An 18,554-nucleotide genomic window follows, 5' to 3' on the forward strand; every position below is an offset into this window, starting at 1 on the left:
CTCATGAAAACATACCCTACTACCTCCTACACGGTCCGCCTGGTCCGGGGAGACGGCCAGGAAGAAACCCAGACGATTCAGGCAGCGGGCCCGCGCGATGCGGTCGTCGTGCTGCTGGCCGGCAAGCAGCTGCCCCTGATCGGGCAAACCGTTACGGTCTTCGTGGACGGGCAGCAGGTATCTCTTGACCCCATCACGCTTTAACTCTGCCCCACGATGCCCACCGTGACCATCCGCCTGGACGGAACTACCGACGACAAGATTACCGCCCTGTGCGCCATGGTTATCCAGCAGCAAGGCCACATTGCCGTACTCACGCATCTGACCGCCACACTCTGCAGCTCGACGCTACAGTATTCTCCGGAGCAAGCAGGGATGCTGCTGGATCAGCTCGTGCCTCCGGCTATTGAGCGGGCGAACGACGACTTCCGCAAGTTCGTGCTCGACCACCAGATCAACGTGATTCGCCAGGAGCCGGAACCCGTGCTCAGTTGGCGCGCCCGGGCCCGTTCGCTCACCGCGCGAGCGTGGGCGAAGTTGCGCGCATGGACATAGATGGAGGTATCCGGCTGGACTTAGGTCAGCCAATTGAGGGCTTGAATCAGTTGGGGGAAGCCGCGCGCAACCTGCAACGGGAAATCAACGCGTTCAACGATGTAGGCAAGCGCAACTACCAGCGCATGGCCGAGCAGGCCCTGGCTTTTCAGCAGCGCGTGGCGGAGCTGGCTGCCGAGCAACGAGCGGCCACGGCCGCGTTCCGCTCAGCCCAGGCCGCCGTGGAGCAGGCAACCAAAGACGCCGCCAAAGCCGAGGAGCGGCTGGCTGACGCCCGGAAGCGGGCCAACAACTCCGAAGCCGTGCAGAAGTGGACCCAGGAGCTGACCAAAGCCCGACAACGTTTAGCAGAAGCTACCCAGGCCGAGAAGGAGAACCGCAAAGCAGTCGAGGAGACCACCCGGGCCCGACAGCAGGAAGTGACGCAGCAGAAGCTCTCCGTAGCGGCTGCCAAAGATGCCGCGGCCGCCGAGCGGGAACGCGCCAAAGCCGCCGCCGCTGCCGCGCGCGAGCAAAGCACTCCCAAAGCTCCCTCGTCCGGTGGCGGTATCTTCAGCTCCCTGACGGGCGGGGGAAGTTTGCTCACGGGGATTGCCGGCCGCATTCTGCCAGTCGTTGCCGGCCTGCAGCTGGTCGACAAGGCCATTGAGAAAGTCAAAGAGGGCATCAGTAAACGCGCCGAGCAAAGCGGGCTCCAGGCGACGTTTACTGCCCTGGCCGGCAGCGCCTCGGCCGGGGCCAAAGAGTTCGTGTACATCAAGCAGCAGGCCGATGCCTTCGGGGTAACGCTGGGTCCACTGGCCAAAGCATATACCGGTATTTACGCCGCCGGTAAGGAAGCCAACCTGACCGTCGCCCAAACCCGCTCCATCTTCCAGGCCGTCACGGCCGAAACCAAAGCACTGGGTAAGTCGGATGAGGATCTGGAGCGGGCTCTACGGGCCGTGCAGCAGATGCTCAGCAAGAACGTGGTCTCCTCCGAGGAACTTCGGGGGCAGTTGGGCGACGTATTACCCGATGCTACCGGCAAAGCCGCGAAAGCCCTGGGCGTCAGCACGGCCGAGCTGGATAAGATGCTGCGCAAAGGCCAGATCGTAGCCACGGACTTCCTGCCCAAGTTCGCGGCCGAGCTGCAGAAATCCTACGGGCAGGGCTCGGCGGATGCGGCTACCCAGCTACGCTCCAATCTGAGCCGGATCAATACCTTCATCGACGAGCAGGCCGCCCGCGTGGGTGCTCTGGTTGAACCGGTGGTCAAGTACATTGCCGACCTGGTAGGTGCGCCGGCCAAGCTCTCCCAATCCCTACAACAGGAGCTGGTCGATCTGGAGACGTCGGCTCAGAAGATCCGGGAAACCAACGTGGGCAGCAAGGAGCGGATCGAATTGATCAAAGAGCTGCAGCAGCAGTACCCGGCGTATCTGGGGAATCTGAATGCCGAGACGGCCACGAATCAGCAGTTGTCACTTGCTATCGACAAGGTAAGCGAGTCGCTGGTCAACCGCATCGTCATCCAACGCAAGGAGGAGGAAATCGGCGAGCAGGCCCAGAAGACCGCCGATAAGCGCATTGCCGCGTTGGAGGCCGAACGCCAACTGCGGGAAAAGCTGGTCAACATTCAGCGGCAGAACGAGAGCCAGCGGCGGCGTAGCAGCACGTTCGTGGATGAAACAGGGGATCGACGGCCGGTTCGCAGCTTACGTGAAGAGTTTTCCGGCCTTGACCTGGCTGCGCAGGCGGAGCTGGCCACCGATGCCATTGCCAAAGGCGAAGCCGGTATCAGCCGCCAGAATGCCGCCTACCTGAGTTTGGTTGGGGCACTGAAAGACTACCGCCAGGCCCAGATCGAGCTGGCGGCTGAAGATGTGCGGGGCAATGATTTGTCGGCCGAAAAACGCCGCTTGATGCGCGAACTGGGGATTGAAGAAACGAAAGCTGCCGGTGCGACAACTACCAACACGGCTGCCCAGCAGGGATTGATTGAGAAGCTGCGGGCGCAACGCGAGGAGTTGATCAAACGCCGCACGGCCCTGCAGGGAGAGTTCAACGACCCGGTTTATCGCAAGCAGGTTGATGCGTTCAACACGCAAATTGAGGCGATTGACAAGAAGCTGGCCGAGCTGGAGAATAAAGGCCAGAAAGCACGTAGCAATCAACTGGAAGCGGCCTATAAAGCCGTACTGGCCGCTCGTAAAAAGCTGCGGGAAGAGTACGATAAGGCCCTGCTGGCCGAATTGCAGAAGGATGGCAAAGCCCAGGCCGAGGAGCAACTCAAGCAAGACCTGGCCAGCATCAAGCAGCTGGAAGACACCATCCGCGAGAAGGAGCGGCTCTATAAGAAGAAAGGGGGCAAAGGGCTGGATGCAGACGGCCAGCTTAGCCTGGAGCAGCAGGCACAGATCAACAAGCTCACGGCCGATGCCCAACGCCGGCACGATGAAACGCTGGAAGCCTTAGAGCGGCAGACCAACGCCCGGATCCTGGACCTGCAGCGGGATTCCGATGAGAAGCAGGTCGCTCAGCTACGGGCCAAGTTCGACGAGGAGATTCGCCTGGCCCGGGCCGCCAAGAACGAGCGGCTGGTCATTGCGCTGGAAGAAGCGAAAGAGCGGCAGCTGCAGGAGCTACAGGAGGCGCAGGAAGTCGCCCGGATTCAGGCCGAAACCCAGGCCAAGGTGGAAGCCATTCGCCGCCGTAAGACGCCGATCATCAGCGTAGGTGGTCCGGACGTCACGGCTGATCAGACCAACAACCCGGCGCTGGAAGGTGCCAGGCAGGAGAACTTCTTTCGGCGGTTGCTGGCCCGGGCAGCCGTGGATATCGAGCGGGATAAGCAACGGGATATCCTTAACGCGCAGATTGACGGTGCCAATGATGAGTTGCGTGCTATGCGCAACAACTTCACCCGCCAGGGGATCGAACGCAAAAAAGCCCTGCAGGACAGCATTACGGATGCGGAGGCCGCCCTCAACAAGTTGGGCAAAGCCCCCAAGTTCGATGTGCTGAAGCTACTCGGGGTGAAGGAAGAGGATCGGGCCAAAGCGGAACAGGCCTTCAATACGCTCACGCAAAATGTCATCTCGGCTGTCGGCCAGATGTTTCAGGCCGAGCAGCAGGCCGCAGCCAATCGGGCGGGTACCGCTTCTACTGCTATCTCTGAGTTGCAAAGCCAACTGCAGGCGGAAATAGCGCTCCGCAAAGAAGGAAGTGCCAGCAACATTGCCACCCTGCGCGAGCAGATCAACGAGCAGAAGCGCATCCGCAAAGAAGCGCTGGCTGATCAACGCAAAGCGGCCCAGGCCCAGGTAGTAGTAGATAGTATCACTCAGGGCAGCAGCGTGGCCACAGCCGCGGCCAATGTGCTGGCGGTATTCGCCCCGCTGGGACCGGCCGGCTTCATTGCCGGTATTGCAGCAGCCTCCCTGCTGGTGGGGGCATTCATCAAGGCCAAAGTAAACGCATTTAAAGCCGCTGGCGATGTAGGCGGTGGTGGTAGCAACCCGGGCTATTTCAAAGGAGGCTACACCGGTGGGCGCAGCATCTTCGAGGAGCGGGGCCCGGTGCACGGACAGGAGTTTGTGGTAGACCACAAAAAAACCCGGGAGAACCGCAGCTTCCTGGAAGCCCTGCACCAGGATCGGCTGCATACGCTACGGCTGGATGATCCGACTCTGCAGAAGCTTTCCTTGCCACAGTGGTCGGTACCGACTACTCCGCTCAATCTACCCAAAATATCGCCCGATGTGTTACCCCGGCTTCAGGAAGCGCGACAGCAGACGCAGGAGCAACAAGTAGTCATCAATCGAGAGCTACAAGCGGAGTTGGTTAAAACCAACCAGAAGCTGGATACGGCCATTGCGCAGTTGAAGCTGATCGACAAAACTCGGGTTGTTCCTCTTATGCCCGGTGGAGTGACAACAACCTTCGATCCGGAAACCAACATCACGCAGTTACACACACTGGAGGAGGAATAACCGGACCCGCTGGACATAGCAACGCCTCTCCTTCGTCCAGGAGAGGCGTTGTGTTGCAACAGGTGTTTGCTCTACTACTCCGGAACACACACCTGTTAATCCAGAGTAGCGGGATAAAACTACTAAGTAGTGTGCTTACGGGTATGTATTTCCAGATTTCCAGATGGAATTCTTTCGGAATTCCGGTGGAATTCCCAGGTAAATCCGGTGGAATTCCAACATAGGGCTTGAGGAATTCCGGTGGAATTCCACCGGAATTTCTCAAGCGGATACCCGCTGCAGCAGGCGTTGCACGGACATAGGAAAGAACGCCTTCCCACGGCGGGTGCGGTAGCCCGATTCGTTGAGCTCGTGGGCAATCTGCTGCAGCGTGTGGCCCTGGGCCTGCAAAAGCGAAGCGAGGCGGGCGGCCTGGCGGTTGGCCTGGTTAGTACGGGCATTCTGCTGACGTACCTCCTGGCCCCGGGCTACGGCCTCGGCCGTCAGGTTGGCCGGCGTGCCGAGCCTAGCCCCACGGGCTTTCTTGGCCTGCAGCGCATCCCGGGTGCGCTTGCTGATGGTTTCCCGCTCGTGCTGGGCTATGACGGCAAACAACCCGACCGTTAGGGTATTGGCATCGGGCATGTCGCAGCAGACGAAGTCCACGCCCGAGTCGCGCAGAGCGAAGATGAAGCCGGCGTTGCGGGAGAGACGGTCGAGCTTGGCGATGAGCAGCGTCCCCCCTACCCTGCGGGCTTCAGCCATGGCGGCCGCCAGCTGGGGCCGGTGGTTCTTCTTGCCGCTCTCCACTTCCACGAATTCTTCTCCCAACTGCCCCCCTGCTTCGGCGAAGCTGTGCACGGCCGCGCGCTGCGCTTCCAGGCCCAGACCGGACTGGCCCTGCTTCAGCGTGGAGACTCTGTAATATGGAATGTACTTCTTCACTTAAAAGGCAGTGGGGAGGAAACGGCCCGCAAGATAGTGGTTATAACATTTTACAAACGAGCGTTTAGAAAATGTTATAGAGCATTCAGGTTACTCAGTTACCATTTTTTTGAACACGCCACCAGGAAGTTTCCGGGCGTAACTTACCTACTTGCTCATCCGCTTTAGTCTTATCTTTCCTCCAACTGGTGTATTGTGAATGTATGCTGTTACAACGCTTCCTGCTTTTATCGGTCGTTGTCTTCGGCTTGGCCGATTGCACGCCGCGCCTGCACGGCAGCTACATGACGCAGGTCACCTTATCCAATCCTGATAGGGAAACCCTAACGTTCAGGGGGAATCGATTCCACTATTGTTACGATGGCGTGAATAGTGGGAGGATGGGCAGCGGTACTTTCACTTTCAACAAGAGTATCCTTTTACTGCATTTCGACACCACGGCGGTACCCGCATTAAGCACCGAGCATTCGGCCTTACTTCTTTCCCGCAGCTTGGCCGACCGCGTGTTGGCTGGCACAGTTTACCGCTACAAGTACATGCCCGCGGGCGGACGGCACGCTGGTTTTCAATTAGCCCACTTATGGCCTATTGATACAACGGTCCATTATTACAAACGTTTTTCGGGCTCCAGTGCCGAAGCGTTGAAAGAACCTACGCCTGTGTTTCGGTTTTACAGACGGATATCGGCCACAGAGGCGGGCCGATGTTTCGCATACTAGCACGGCATCAGCGGCTGGCACAGGGCAAAAAGAAATAGGAAGGCACCGCGTACGTTTCTATCGCAATTTCCTACACTTCTTCAACGGCACCAAAATCGGTGAATAGACCATGGCCTGTCAATCACCGGACAACCGATTGATTTCCTTGCGTCATCGCCTAGGCTCGTTTACCTTGCCATCGTGACGATAGAATATGCAATGGGCATAAACGGTGGGGCGTATCCTTTCTTGGCTGGTATGCAGAGCTGTATGTCCCTTGCTTTTGCGGGGAGCATGGTGGTGCTTGGGACTTCCTGCGAATCGGAATACACCCGCTTCGAACGCTCCTTGACGCCTATCGGCTTGGAAGATAGTACGCTCTTCTGCGACCCAACGGGCCGGGTCTTCATCCGTCTGCCGTACCGGGAGGTGCACGAAGACATCAGCCAGGACCTGCCCTATAATTACGAGCAGACTGTGTACTTCGATTGGCTGAGCCCGGTCAGCTTGAAGAAGGGGCTTGACATCGCTACGTTTCGGCGGGTACCGGGCACGTCCAACTACTGGCAGGACCGCCACTTTATCTATACCGACCCCTATGTGTCCTACCCTGGCCAACGTTATTTCTTCTCCTTGGGTCGGCGCAGGGAAGTACGCTTGTTGCCGAACCCGGAATTCGCCTACAGCGCGGGCAGTCTATACTATCGGGGAGTACACGTTCCGGGGGATACCGTGCCCAAGTCAGGGCATTACCCATAATGCGGCTGTTACCCACCGTCTACTGGATGACGCATTTTTCTTACTGGCTTTACTGCCTCCACTGGGCTGGGAACATGTCCGCCCTGTAGGAAGGAGAACCCCCTGATCTATCAATACAAACGGCCGAATACTGAGAAGTACCTTCCTGTTGCCAGTTTGAGAGAAACAACTAGTTTTACAACTAAATCGACAACCCATACCAGTTCAAGTACGACAACATGATCTACACGGTAGGTGGCATTAAGGGAGGCAGTGGTAAAACCACAATAGCAACGAATCTGACGATCTACCTGCTCCAGCAAGGCCGCGATGTCATCCTCATTGATGCCGATGACCAAGAGTCGGCTACGGACTTCACATCCTTCCGTCACCAGTCGCTCGATGGGGACCTGGGTTACACGGCCGTTAAAGTAACGGGCCGGGAACTCAATGCCCAGGTGCAACGCCTGGCCACCAAGTGCGACGACATCGTCATTGACACCGGCGGCCGGGATACCGTCAGCCAACGCTCGGCCCTGACGATCTCTCATGTGTACTTGGTTCCGTTCGCTCCCCGCTCGCTCGACATCTGGACGCTGCGCAAAGTAGAGAACCTGATTGCCGAGGTAGCTCCCTTCAATCCTGGGTTGCGTTCGCTCACCTTCATCAACAAGGCTGATGCCCGCGGCACCTATAAGGAGGAAGCGGCTGAGCTGTTGCGGGGATCTGAGTACCTGCAGTTCCTGGAGACATCGGTAGGCAATCGCATCTCCTTTGCTAATGCTGCTGCTGCTGGCCTGGGCGTATTGGAGATGAAACCAACGGATGAGAAGGCTACTGCTGAAATCAACGAGCTGTGCCATAGCATGCAATCAGCAGTAGAAGCAACTAAAAAATAAACCGTTTACGCATCTAGTTTTACAACTAAAAAAGGTTGTTTATACAGATGCGTTACGACAATACAAAGTACAACCCATGGCCATCAAGAAACCTAAACTGGGCCTCCCTCCTACGCCTCCGACTTCATTGTCCAATGCTGCGATGCAGGAGATGATCAACAAAGGGGGATCGGTACTCGAGCCGGCTACCAGTACTGCCAAAGCGGAGCCTGAGGAAGACAAACTCAAGTCCTTTACTTTTAAAATCTACGAGAGCGAGTTGGCGCAGATTCGAGCCATTCAGGACAGCTTACCGAAGCGTGACCGTATTTCTATTCACGATTTTGTATTGGCTGCCGTGAAGGAAAAGATTGGAAAGATGACCAAAAAGAGCAACTCAAAATAGTTGCTTTTTTAGTTGTAACTATAGTTTTGTTTTTAGTTTTATGTTTGCAATGCTATCATTCTGATTGAAAAAGTATTATGGCGTAAAGCAATGTGATATCACATCATGTACTACGATGTTTATGCGCTTTCGTCAAAGCGTGACGCAACTACTGTTGAAAATTTTCTCTCACATTTCTGTGACCGTTCCCTACTCGAACCAGTGGTGGATAGGTGGATACACGTTTCGGCTAACGAGAAGTACCATACTCCAGAGGTAGATATTCCCCTGCACTTTATTGCGGAATTAATTGCTTATGCAGTTGCAAACCTGAATCATGCCTTCAACTATTATACTGACGAAGGAATACGAGACAATATTGATTGTGTTATCATCCAGTTCACTTACGATGGAAAGGTGGTGTTCGGTATCTCCGTTGGATGCACCCAGGATGCGGGAGGTGACAATATTGCTCAGGCTATACAAGTAGAAGCAGAAATCAGGCAGGTAACGGGAGCGTATAAAAGTTACATCGCAGGAGAATACCCGCCTGCAAGGGATGAAGAACAATTTGACACAGATGTGGCCATGTGGAAAGAATTACGCGATAGTTTTGAACAGGATCACACTGGCAAAGTCATCAGTTGACATATGAGGCGCCCTCTCAGAAAACGGAATACATAGCACGTTAAGGGGTGAAAAGGAGCCGTGGGGGCTGAAATTTGCCGGGTACGCGTTTGCTCCTCCTCGTATGGAAACTCTATCATGAGAACGCCCTTTATCTGTCTGTTGGTGATAATCCTATCATCGTATAGCTCTTGTCACGGCCAAAACGCACCCGATTGTATGGAGCAGTACGCCCACAGTATCGGTTTCAGCCACACGCTATTTATGCCTACTTCGCGCTTGGATTCTTCGGCACATGAGGATCCTGTTTTCGAAAACGCGAAAGCTACTGCCACATCGTATTTCTTTTCCGACTTACCCGAACTTGCTCACCCTTCGGCCGATACCATCAAGCTCTTTGTTATGGAAACGTCCTTTTTGCCCAAGCGCGTGGACCGATGGGTAAAAGTCCAGCACGGGGATTTGTGTCCAACCCATGTGCGACATGCCGATCCATTTGCACCCGACCGGCGTACTTATGTGGGATTCAAAACAGCGAGGTTCTTCCGAAAAACTACCGGCAGCTCGCTTTCCTATTGGAAATACTCTTTATCCGGCGAGGCACTCTATCTGGGTACCACCCACTTCTCTCTGCCTAATCCGCGGTATCGCCCTTGGTTTCACAAGCGCAAGCGCGCGTTTTTCCATATACCCGTCAAGGTATACTATGTACTAGCACTCAATTGAAGGCTGGCACACAGCCAACCATAAGCATAACACAATGCATAGCCAAGCCAATTACTTGCGTTTTGTGCACATATATTTTGCAACTTTCTTAACGTGCTATGTATTCCGTTTTCTGAGAGGAGCCCTATGAAACAGCACAGACCATCAGTTACTGTTCACTGCTGGTGGCCAAACTGGAATATACTGGCCGCGGGGTTGGTAGTGGGTGCTCCTGGAATAGGAGCAGCGTTATTTAGTTTCGGAAGAGAATTTTCGTGGGAAACAATTGCTGGCGCTATTGTCGGCATTTTCGGACTGGTTTACGGCTTGGCATATTGCCACATCACGGTTACTCCTTGGGTGATTCAAGTTCGTGGTAGTGGTTTTCTGAAACCATACTATAGCATCCCAATAGAAGAGGTGATGATACACGGCCGATGGGCAACAGGTGAGCAGGCTTTGGTAACTCAGCAGGAACAAGCCGGACTTTACATTGGGATAGATGAGGACTGGGATACGGGAGTGCCCTACCTTGAACTGCAGTTTTATGGGGAAGATATACCTAATTGCTTCCGGGCGAATGATTATGCCCGAGTAAAAGAAGCCATTGCTTTAATGCTTGCCCAGCGCGCGAACTTAGAAGGAAGTAAGCTAACAGACTAGATGGGTTATCGACCAATCGATAACCAAAAAACAGCTTTGATAAGATTGAATCCAGTGTGACCTTCTCATAACAGGGGGCCTTCTTCCAAAGAGGCGGATTTATACGCTTAGCCAGATTATCGAAAAGGGTCAATTTCCTGATAGGCCCCTACGATTGGTACATGACTGTATGAATCACAACGATGTATCGTTGTTTTAAACTAAATATGGAAGTTATATAGGTTGTAAAATTAGTTGTAAACTAACTGCTCAATAAATAGTGATTCAGTGATTTAATGTGCTGAGATAGCATAAATATCCGAAATACATCTAAGTCTTCACTTTGACGGCTAACTTCCAATGCTGCGAAGTACTCTCTCTTATCCTCCCGAAACACAACAGTGAGAGGCTGCCCGAAATACTGTTGGATGTAGTTCATCAGCAGACGGGAGGTGCGGCCGTTGCCGTCATTGAACGGATGAATACTCACGAGTTGCTGGTGCGCATCAAAGGCGATGTGCAGTTGGTCCTGCAGCGTTGTGGCGGCATCCATGCGTTGCCGGAGCCTTTGGGTAAGCTGCTCCACCAGGGCAGGAACCTTCTGGGCATTGGGGAATGAACTGGCCCCGATGATGGATACCTTGTCGACGCGGAAGTCGCCCCGGGCAGCATCCGTACTACCCAGGATGCTGTTGGTTCGCAATCCGGTAGTCCGCATCACCGCGCCGGCCAGCTCCTGCAGCAGCTGCACCGAGACGGGGCGCTTCTCGTCGGCCCACTGCAGGGCCATATCCAATGCCTGCGCATGGTCGGCCAGCATGTCGTAACCGTCCCACGGAAGTGTTGGGTCGATAACGGCCTCTTCCTTCACCAAGAAGTCGAAGGCCGACTGCACGGTTACCCGCGAGCCCTCGATCATCGTTGAGTGGGCCGATACCAGCACGTGGTTCAACTGCTGACGTGATAGCCTATCTGCCTCGGGCAGTTGGTGCACCAAGGCAGTCAGACGCTCAATCTCTTCCCACTCACTCATGCCGCCATGGCCTGGCGCAGGCGGTCAACGTCGACGGTGGCCAGTGCGATCGGATACTCCAGTCCGGAGACGTGGATGACCTGGTGGGCCCAGGCTGCCAGATCGTGCGCGTAGATGACGGGCCGGTCAGTGGCATCATGATACACCGTCTTGCCTTGCATGAACGCCTCTACGCTGGCGCGTAGCGGAGCCGGGATGTCTTCCAGGGCCTTATCCCGCGGATCAGTCAGTAAGTGCGTTAGATAGGCTCTGAGCGCACGATAGGCTTCTTGGTTGTGAGAGGTCATGGCAGGGTAGGGGAGAGAGCCCCAGACTAAGCGGTCTTGGCCGGCGATTTGAGCCCGAGTACGGTCAACAGTAGACCGGCCGGGTTCTTATCAGCCTTGATCTTGTCGGTCTTAAGGCGGTACATAAACTTGAACAGCTCATTTACGAGTCCTTCATCCCCGATGATTTGGGCAACCAGCTTTTGGTCTTTGATGCCGAGCGACTCCAGGTGCCGGCGAGCCATCAGCACCTTTGCCTGCTCCGGGGATTCATCAAATGGAATCGGGAGTTGCTTGGGCTGCTGTTTGGTCACGTAGAAGCGCACGGCGTTGAAGGAGCGCCCCTGCTTTAGCAGGGTATAGCCGATCTTGAGTTCCGTGTTCTCATTGATCTGGCGCACGGCAATGTCCAGTACCTTGGCCTTCAGGTCACTGATGCGCTGAAACTGCTCCGGTTCTTTCCCTTTCGGATCTTTGAGTCGAAGCATCAGCTTGAACTCGTCCAGATCATAGGTCTTCGTTTCCCCGATGTCCTTCCACTGCGAAGCCATCTGGTAGATGCGCTTGGCATACTTGCTCGATATCTTCAGGGCGGAGAACAGCTGGAAGGAAGTGAAGTTGTTCTTCAGCTCGAACAGGTACGGGCGGATATCCTCCGAGAGGCGGATACGCAGGAAGCCCTGGCCCTTGACGTACTCCACCTTCTGGAACATCCACAGCTGCACGTACGAGTGGTCGTTCTCCACCTCGAACATGCGCGAGCCCATAGACTCGGTTGCTTCCTTCAGCTGCTTGTAGTGCCACTCCCGTCCGGTCATGGCCACAACCTCGTTCATGTGAATCTGGTACTCTTGGTTGGGCTTATCTTCGCGGCGTAGCTTGGAGAGCAGGAAGAACAGCAGATCCAGTTGGCAAGCCGTGTAATCGTAGCGGGCCGTAGTGATGGCATTATGCTGTCTGACTTCCAGTGATTCAGATGCTTCCATAGGGGAACGGGATAGATCACAAATATAGAAAAGCAACGAAAAACTACAACTGTTTTTATAAGACGTTTTTAACTGATAAAAAGTCGTTTTTATCTCCTGAAGTGACTGATAAAAAGTCGTTTTTAACTGATAAAAAGTCGTAGTTCGCTGATAAAAAGTCGTTTTTAACTGATAAAAAGTCGTTTTTAAATCACATATTAAACAGTATATCAATGAGTTGTGAGCCCTGCAAATAGACAAATACCTAAAAATACACAAGTTGTTGATACGCGCGCGAGTCCAAAACGATAGCTTTTAAGATGTGAGTATATAGCTCAAAAGGGGCATGGAAAAAGCAGCAAAACGGAAAGCACAAAGAAGTCCAAAACCGGATTAAGTGATTGCACTATTTTAATACTTAATTATACTTTAATTATTCGTGTGCCCAGTCTCTGTTTTACTTTATGTACTGTCACTGTATGATCATAGTCACCACTCTCATCCGTTTGAGAATCCCAACAAGTTGTAAAAACGACTTTTTATCAGTCAGTCCAGACTCACAGCTGTCCTGTGAGGGGTCATGCTGTTGTAAAGCCTGCTTTGACAGGGTATGACTGATAAAAAGTAGTTTTTCAGATGTGCCTTTTCTACTCCAATTGCCAGACACAAAAGCGGTGTTACGAGTCATTAGGACCTAGGATTCTTTGTTGGCAGTAAATGCTGGCAATTTGAATTTTATAAAGGTCGATGGGTAACCAGTGATTCTACTGATGCTGCAGCCACACCATGTGCAGTAGGGGCGGAGGGGTAATAGCCACGTTGATCAGAGCAAGGGTGATCTGCTCATCGCACCACAAATGGGTAGAACTGCCGGGTATAAAAAGCTGACCTATTCAAGCTGCTCAACGACCTACTGGTGATAGAACCATCATACAGTAAATAGATCCTTGCAACATGACCAACTATGCCCGGAGAGAGGAGTATCGCCTTATGTATAAATCATAAACCGGAAGCTGTAATAGCTAGAGAATATACACTTCCTTCGGAAGAGAGTAGCAATAGAACAGACAAGCAAACCGTTAGAACAGGCGCAACGATTTTCGTTCAATGTATAACCCACTACACATTGACCAAACGCGAGGGCCCTTTTAATTACCACGCATCTTATCTATTTGATCATGGCCTTTGCTATCATTCGCGTCACGAAAATCGCCAGCCGTGAGCAGGCGCAGAGCGCGGCTCATCACAACTACCGGACGCAGGACACGCCTAACGCCGACCCAGCTCTGCGGCACCTCAACCAAGAGTTAATCAATCACGAGCAACGCAGCTACTGGGATCTGGCCAATGAGCGTATCGCCGAGCTACAGCTGCCGCGCCTGCGGAAAGATGCTGTCCGGGTAGTGGAAGTCTTACTCACGGCCAGTGAGGAGAAGTTTCCCAAAGATCCAGCAACCGGCCAGCGGGCAGACATCCGGGGCTCACAATGGGTGAAGGATAATCTGGACTTTTTGCAGAAACGCTACGGTGCCCAGAACGTCATCGGGTGTATGCTGCACCAGGACGAGAGCACTCCCCACTTGCATGCTATGGTCGTTCCGATTACTCAGGAGCAGCGCCTGCATAAGGGTGAAAAGGTGGGGGCTGCCGAGCGGCTATCAGCCCGGGATTTGTTCAGCCCCGTGGCCTTGCGGCAACTGCAAACCGACTATGCCCAAGTCATGGCACCCTACGGACTTAAGCGGGGTGTAATGTACAGCACGGCTGTGCACGAAGATGTACGTCGCTATTATGGGGCCCAGAAAACCAGTCAGCAGGAACTGGCGGAGTTGACCAAGCCCTTGACCCACGTTCCCTTCCAGCTGCTGGCCATGAAGGCACTGGAGCGGGTCAGCCCGCAGGCGTATCTGGAGCGGGAGCAGGCTCGGTTGAATGAGCATGCCGCCCAACAGGTGGCCGCCGTCAACGCCAAGCTGGCGCAGGTCTCGACCATCGCCACAGCTAATACGCTGGCACAGGAACGGGTTCGTATCCTGGAAAAGCAACTGGCCACCAGTAAGGAGCACGAGCAGCGATTGGCGGCACAGTTGGCCCAAAATACACAAGTGCTGGCGGAAAAGGAGAAGGCTTTATCCAACGTGCAGGGACAGTACCACCGCCTGATTGTCCGGACGCTGCAGGGGGAAGAATTGAACGCCAATCAGACGGAGTTTGGCAGCAAGCAACAAGCCCGCAGCCGGCAACGGGCGGAGCATTTGATCACCACCGCGTTGCGGGGGGCGGTAACGGATGCGAAGCAGGTAAAAGAGATGCTGGACCAGCAAGGCTATAAACTCTTCAGAAATAAGGAAGGTATACTCATCCTGCGGGAGTCAGAAACTGCCGTGCAGCTTACGGTAGTCTCCTTGCGAATCAATGGCCAGCCGTTGAAGGAACAAATGAAGCAAGCCGTCGAACGTACCAAACGGGAGCAATTGCAAGAGCAGTTGCAGCAAAAGAGGCTGGAGGTCGCGCGCCATCCGCACGCAATGCACGCCACCATTACGGTACAGGAGGCGGGCAAGGCAGAGCGCATTGCAACGGTGTTGGAAAAGGCCGGCGCCAGTGTCTGGAAGGCCGCGGTATTACCCGATAAGCGTACGGCTTTAAGCGTGAGCTACGTCTTTGATTGGACTACCGTGGAAAGCATCAACACCGTATTTCGCCAAGCGCGACAAGCGGAAGGCGTAGAGGTACAGGAAGATTATACGCACTGCAACAGGCGCGAAGGTGCGGTACGTATGATTGAGCGCGAACGAGAGCCAAAGGGAATGGATCGGGGAATATCTATGTAAGAGCCTCTTCATTATAGACAGACCCTGCCCGTATGCTATGCTACATATATTCCTTCGCGCGTCTTCCTGAGCAACGCTAGTGCAGTGAGGGTATCCAACAGCGGGCGTACCTTCTCGGGCTTCGTTCGCCGGAATCGCTTGGCGATTTGCGCCGGATCGACCGGCTGCCCCGCTTGTTGAACCATCGCCCACACGGCTTGCATTTGTTCGGCTAACTCGGCCGGCCAAGGCTGCATGTCCGTGACGGCGGTTGTAGCATCCGTTGCCGTAATGGTCGGTAACGACAGTGCCGATTGCTGCAGCTCAGGAGCCTGGTAGGCAGGGCGCAGGTAACGTACGTGGCCAGCCTGCTCCTCTCGGGCCCGTTCGTGGTTGAGTCGCACCAAGCGGGTGAGGATGTCGGCATCGGGTAGGTCGGTGGGCCAGCCATAAGCGGCAGCAACGGCGGCATCCAGCTGCTGGTGCAGGCTCAGGACGACGGAGGCCAGGCCCTGCTGGTTGATGGTTTGCTCCTTGGCCGTGGTGAGGGGCTGGCCGGCACGCAACTTCTCCACCACGTTGTAGAGGTCGGTGAGGGTGAGGGCGGGGTACTGGGCCTGCTGGCGCTTGCGGTGGGCGTCGAGCTGTTCAGCCAGCTCTCGGATGCGCACCTGCTGCTCCGCCGTGGCCGCCGGGAAGGGGAACGGGTCGAAACAGCGAGTCTTATCATACACCGGATCGTTACCAACGCCCATACGCCCACCTGCCGCTAATGCCCAAAGTATGTGTATACGGCTGGATAACACACCTAAATAATGAGCATCATCCAATGCAACAGCTATCAATTTATCATCCGGAATTATTGATGCATCTAAGAATATAAACACGCAGTGCTTTGATGTTTGAACTGTGGCTACGTAACGTGACAGCCCTACGAGAGCCGGACGAAAATCAACTCTGCCTCGAGCATGTAGCCACCAATTCTCTTTTATGCTTTTATCCTTGTTCACGTCCCGGTCAGGCTTTACCGTTTCAAGCAAATGCTGATAAATCTGAGGAAATTCGTCCAAGAGCCTCTGCTGAGTCATTCCGAAAGTATCTATGACCCAGACACCTCTTGATTTTGACATTACGTCTTTACCATTCAGAAATGGACGTATGACTGAACGGGAACTATCGATTGTACCCAATCCAAATGACTGAGCTTGTTCGACTGTTATAAGAAAGCCTGCTCCGTGAGGTATAACACCACGACTACTGATCCTTTCATTCGCTTTCAAAGGTTTCGTCCCTGTTAAATCAGCCCCTAATGATAGATCAGAGTTGATATCCCCTTGCTGCTCAATCAATGTTACATTATGTGAATCCTCGCCTTCTATAACTAATTCGTTCACAACCAGAGCAAGTGTACCAGGAGCTTTGCCGGGCTGCGCCACTGTCATGGCTACCCGTACGGCCGCCCCTTCTGCGGCATCGACCCATGGATGGTCAGGAATGGCAAATGATAGAGAAATCGGATTGTAATTCGCTTCCATGTGCCGCTGCAACACCCGGCGGTTAAATGTTTGGGTGAGGGAATTTGTCGTGATAAAACCAAACCGCTCTGTTTTGCTGCTCCGTAATGCTTCAGCAGCGTTGTCCCACCAGTACATTACTAAATCAGCTGAATCGGGCACCTTGCCTTTATAAGCTTTGCGGAGGGCATCGACGTATCCGTCCCCTAACAAATCCCGCATCCGTTTATTCCCCACAAATGGCGGATTGCCCACAATGAAATCGGCCTGAGGCCACTCGGCAGGCTGAGGATTGGGGTAATCGAGTACAGGCGTGCGGGCGGTTTCATCGGGCACAGGCTGGCCAGTAGCTGGGTGTAACTTGGTGGTACCGTCCCAGCGCGTTACCGGCTGCCCCAGGGCGTCTAGACGGGGCACGGGCGGGTCATGCTGCAAAGCCGCATCCTGCTGACGAATGTTCTGGTACTCATCCAGCAATGGCTCGCGTAACTCACTCAAGCCGTAGGTGCGGATATGCCACTGCAGGTACCCAATACGTAGCACTACGTCCGCCACCGTTGCCGCACGTGGATTGAGCTCCAGTCCCAGGAACTGTTGTGGGCCCACGGTGGTGCCGCCGCCCAGATCAAGCAGGCCCGTGTGCCCATAGCTGTTGATGGCGGTCAGTACTTCCCCCTCCAATCGTTTGAGGTGCTCCAGCGTCACATAAAGGAAGTTACCCGACCCGCAGGCTGGATCCAGAATGCGCAGGCTCGTCAGTCGTTTGTGGAAGCGCACGAGCTCGGCCCGGGCCTCTTTGGGCTTCTCATCTTCCAGGCGCCGGGCACTCGCAGCCTGTGCCGCGGCCCACTCGCGCCGTAACGGGTCCAGCACGGTCGGCAGGATCAGCCGCTCCACGTAGCGCCGGGGCGTATAATGGGCACCTAGCCGGTGGCGTTCCTTGGGGTCGAGTGCCCGCTCCAGCAACGTACCGAAGATGGCCGGCTCGACTTCCGTCCAATCGGCTTCGGCTGCCTTCAATAACAATTCAATCTGCGCGGCCGTGAGCGGCAGGGCCGTCGCGTCGTGGAAGAGCTTGCCGTTGAAGCGCGGTACCCGGGCTTTGAGCTCGGTGGAGAAGCCACCGGTATCCATCTTGTGCCAGAGGCTCTGCAGCGCATCCGGTAGGTGTTGCCGCAACTCAGGTGTAGCGTACTGCTGCAGCAGGCCGGTGAAGGAGGCCTTCGGGATCAAACCCACGTCCTCGCTAAACATGGTAAACAGGCAGCGCATGAGAAACTGCGCGACCAAGTCGGGCGAGTTGCCAGCACGTTCGAGCTGAGAAGAGACACCGGCCAGGTAGCCGGCCAGCTCCCGGGTCACGCGGGCGGCCCGGCGACTGGGGTCCAGCTGCTGCGGGTCTAGGAAGATCTGACGCAGCAGTTCTCGGTTACTTTCCTCGGCCAGAGCCGGCAGCAACAAGCGGAAGCTGCTCTGGTCGGGGAAGGGAATGAACGAGTCCCCGACGCCCACGAAGTTGCTGTAGATGTCGATGCAGTAGCCGACATCAACGACCAGGATGAAGAGGGGGCGGGGTTCGTCGGCCGGCAGAGCGCGGACGTAGTTAAGGGCCTGCTGGCGGGCGGTCTGCATGACCTGCTCCCATTTGGCCGTGCCGCGGGTGGCGTGTCCAGAACGGCGTTTTTCGGGGCTTAGACCCAGCTCACGCCTTTCGTCAAAATGAGTGCTCCCGTGCTCCCGTGCTCCCGTGCTCCCGTGCTCCCGTGCTCCCGTGCTCCCGTGCTCCCGTGCTCCCGTGCTCCCGTGCTCCCGTGCTCCCGTGCTCCCGTGCTCCCGT

The 18,554-nt window shown here is 55.0% G+C and carries 16 protein-coding genes; 11 read left to right on the forward strand and 5 right to left on the reverse strand.

Features of this window, described 5'->3' with window-relative positions; genetic code table 11:
- The first annotated feature begins 3 nt into the window (after nucleotides 1-3).
- From EI290_RS21500 to EI290_RS21510, 3 genes are read left to right on the forward strand one after another with little or no spacing between them, the layout of a single operon-like run.
- Nucleotides 4-204 carry a hypothetical protein gene (locus tag EI290_RS21500; protein WP_125433708.1) on the forward strand — a complete coding sequence of 67 codons (201 nt, stop codon included), beginning with the start codon at nucleotides 4-6 and terminating at the stop codon, nucleotides 202-204.
- A gap of 12 nt (nucleotides 205-216) precedes the next feature.
- Nucleotides 217-555 carry a hypothetical protein gene (locus EI290_RS21505; RefSeq protein ID WP_125433709.1) on the forward strand — a complete coding sequence of 113 codons (339 nt, stop codon included), beginning with the start codon at nucleotides 217-219 and terminating at the stop codon, nucleotides 553-555.
- Nucleotides 528-4,529, forward strand: a complete 4,002-nt coding sequence (locus EI290_RS21510) for a tape measure protein (protein ID WP_125433710.1) — start codon at nucleotides 528-530, stop codon at nucleotides 4,527-4,529. Before EI290_RS21505 ends, EI290_RS21510 begins: the two co-directional genes overlap by 28 nt.
- Before the next feature lie 261 nt (nucleotides 4,530-4,790).
- Here the strand turns inward: EI290_RS21510 and EI290_RS21515 are convergent, their stop codons facing one another.
- Entirely contained in the window at nucleotides 4,791-5,453 is a 663-nt protein-coding gene (locus EI290_RS21515; protein WP_125433711.1) for a recombinase family protein, read from the reverse strand.
- Between the two features lie 203 nt (nucleotides 5,454-5,656).
- On the opposite strand from EI290_RS21515, the gene EI290_RS21520 reads away from it, so the two are divergent.
- The 7 genes from EI290_RS21520 to EI290_RS21550 all read left to right on the forward strand — a co-directional run bounded on the left by EI290_RS21520 (nucleotide 5,657) and on the right by EI290_RS21550 (nucleotide 10,147).
- Nucleotides 5,657-6,172 carry a hypothetical protein gene (locus tag EI290_RS21520; RefSeq protein ID WP_125433712.1) on the forward strand — a complete coding sequence of 172 codons (516 nt, stop codon included), beginning with the start codon at nucleotides 5,657-5,659 and terminating at the stop codon, nucleotides 6,170-6,172.
- Nucleotides 6,173-6,421: 249 nt separating this feature from the next.
- The gene (locus EI290_RS21525; RefSeq protein ID WP_125433713.1) at nucleotides 6,422-6,910 is read left to right on the forward strand and encodes a hypothetical protein; all 489 of its coding nucleotides are present in this window, start codon (nucleotides 6,422-6,424) and stop codon (nucleotides 6,908-6,910) included.
- A 218-nt stretch (nucleotides 6,911-7,128) separates the two neighbouring features.
- A complete protein-coding gene (locus tag EI290_RS21530; RefSeq protein WP_125433714.1) occupies nucleotides 7,129-7,788 on the forward strand; it encodes an AAA family ATPase in 660 nt (219 codons plus the stop codon).
- A 76-nt stretch (nucleotides 7,789-7,864) separates the two neighbouring features.
- Nucleotides 7,865-8,173 carry a hypothetical protein gene (locus EI290_RS21535; protein WP_125433715.1) on the forward strand — a complete coding sequence of 103 codons (309 nt, stop codon included), beginning with the start codon at nucleotides 7,865-7,867 and terminating at the stop codon, nucleotides 8,171-8,173.
- Between the two features lie 105 nt (nucleotides 8,174-8,278).
- Entirely contained in the window at nucleotides 8,279-8,800 is a 522-nt protein-coding gene (locus EI290_RS21540; RefSeq protein ID WP_125433716.1) for a hypothetical protein, read from the forward strand.
- A 198-nt stretch (nucleotides 8,801-8,998) separates the two neighbouring features.
- A complete protein-coding gene (locus tag EI290_RS21545; protein ID WP_125433717.1) occupies nucleotides 8,999-9,505 on the forward strand; it encodes a hypothetical protein in 507 nt (168 codons plus the stop codon).
- A 126-nt stretch (nucleotides 9,506-9,631) separates the two neighbouring features.
- Nucleotides 9,632-10,147, forward strand: a complete 516-nt coding sequence (locus EI290_RS21550) for a hypothetical protein (protein ID WP_125433718.1) — start codon at nucleotides 9,632-9,634, stop codon at nucleotides 10,145-10,147.
- 241 nt (nucleotides 10,148-10,388) lie between these two features.
- On the opposite strand, the gene EI290_RS21555 is transcribed toward EI290_RS21550, so the two are convergent.
- The 3 genes from EI290_RS21555 to EI290_RS21565 are packed head-to-tail and all read right to left on the reverse strand — an operon-like array spanning nucleotide 10,389 to nucleotide 12,411.
- A complete protein-coding gene (locus EI290_RS21555; RefSeq protein WP_125433719.1) occupies nucleotides 10,389-11,159 on the reverse strand; it encodes a Fic family protein in 771 nt (256 codons plus the stop codon).
- A complete protein-coding gene (locus tag EI290_RS21560; protein ID WP_125433720.1) occupies nucleotides 11,156-11,446 on the reverse strand; it encodes a hypothetical protein in 291 nt (96 codons plus the stop codon). The genes EI290_RS21555 and EI290_RS21560 overlap by 4 nt, the downstream gene beginning before the upstream one ends.
- Nucleotides 11,447-11,472: 26 nt before the next feature.
- Nucleotides 11,473-12,411, reverse strand: a complete 939-nt coding sequence (locus EI290_RS21565) for a replication initiation protein (RefSeq protein WP_125433721.1) — start codon at nucleotides 12,409-12,411, stop codon at nucleotides 11,473-11,475.
- A gap of 1,157 nt (nucleotides 12,412-13,568) precedes the next feature.
- Between EI290_RS21565 and mobV the strand changes: the two genes are divergently transcribed.
- Nucleotides 13,569-15,224, forward strand: a complete 1,656-nt coding sequence (gene mobV, locus EI290_RS21570; RefSeq protein WP_125433722.1) for a MobV family relaxase — start codon at nucleotides 13,569-13,571, stop codon at nucleotides 15,222-15,224.
- A gap of 35 nt (nucleotides 15,225-15,259) precedes the next feature.
- Here mobV and EI290_RS21575 read toward each other — a convergent pair whose 3' ends face one another.
- Complete coding sequence (locus EI290_RS21575; protein WP_185817115.1) at nucleotides 15,260-18,349, reverse strand: class I SAM-dependent DNA methyltransferase; 3,090 nt, start codon at nucleotides 18,347-18,349, stop codon at nucleotides 15,260-15,262.
- Nucleotides 18,350-18,554: the final 205 nt, after the last annotated feature.

Origin of the sequence: Hymenobacter metallilatus, from assembly GCF_003944705.1 — a bacterium.
Classification (GTDB): Bacteria; Bacteroidota; Bacteroidia; order Cytophagales; family Hymenobacteraceae; genus Hymenobacter; species Hymenobacter metallilatus.

Excerpts from the sequence above, each read along its gene's own strand:
- EI290_RS21500 (WP_125433708.1), top strand. The coding sequence starts at position 4 with ATGAAAACATACCCTACTACCTCCTACACGGTCCGCCTGGTCCGGGGA.
- EI290_RS21505 (WP_125433709.1), top strand. The coding sequence starts at position 217 with ATGCCCACCGTGACCATCCGCCTGGACGGAACTACCGACGACAAGATT.
- EI290_RS21520 (WP_125433712.1), top strand. The coding sequence starts at position 5,657 with ATGCTGTTACAACGCTTCCTGCTTTTATCGGTCGTTGTCTTCGGCTTG.
- EI290_RS21525 (WP_125433713.1), top strand. The coding sequence starts at position 6,422 with ATGTCCCTTGCTTTTGCGGGGAGCATGGTGGTGCTTGGGACTTCCTGC.
- EI290_RS21530 (WP_125433714.1), top strand. The coding sequence starts at position 7,129 with ATGATCTACACGGTAGGTGGCATTAAGGGAGGCAGTGGTAAAACCACA.
- EI290_RS21535 (WP_125433715.1), top strand. The coding sequence starts at position 7,865 with ATGGCCATCAAGAAACCTAAACTGGGCCTCCCTCCTACGCCTCCGACT.
- EI290_RS21540 (WP_125433716.1), top strand. The coding sequence starts at position 8,279 with ATGTACTACGATGTTTATGCGCTTTCGTCAAAGCGTGACGCAACTACT.
- EI290_RS21545 (WP_125433717.1), top strand. The coding sequence starts at position 8,999 with ATGGAGCAGTACGCCCACAGTATCGGTTTCAGCCACACGCTATTTATG.
- EI290_RS21550 (WP_125433718.1), top strand. The coding sequence starts at position 9,632 with ATGAAACAGCACAGACCATCAGTTACTGTTCACTGCTGGTGGCCAAAC.
- EI290_RS21555 (WP_125433719.1), bottom strand. The coding sequence starts at position 11,159 with ATGAGTGAGTGGGAAGAGATTGAGCGTCTGACTGCCTTGGTGCACCAA.
- EI290_RS21560 (WP_125433720.1), bottom strand. The coding sequence starts at position 11,446 with ATGACCTCTCACAACCAAGAAGCCTATCGTGCGCTCAGAGCCTATCTA.
- EI290_RS21565 (WP_125433721.1), bottom strand. The coding sequence starts at position 12,411 with ATGGAAGCATCTGAATCACTGGAAGTCAGACAGCATAATGCCATCACT.
- mobV (WP_125433722.1), top strand. The coding sequence starts at position 13,569 with ATGGCCTTTGCTATCATTCGCGTCACGAAAATCGCCAGCCGTGAGCAG.
- EI290_RS21575 (WP_185817115.1), bottom strand. The coding sequence starts at position 18,349 with ATGCAGACCGCCCGCCAGCAGGCCCTTAACTACGTCCGCGCTCTGCCG.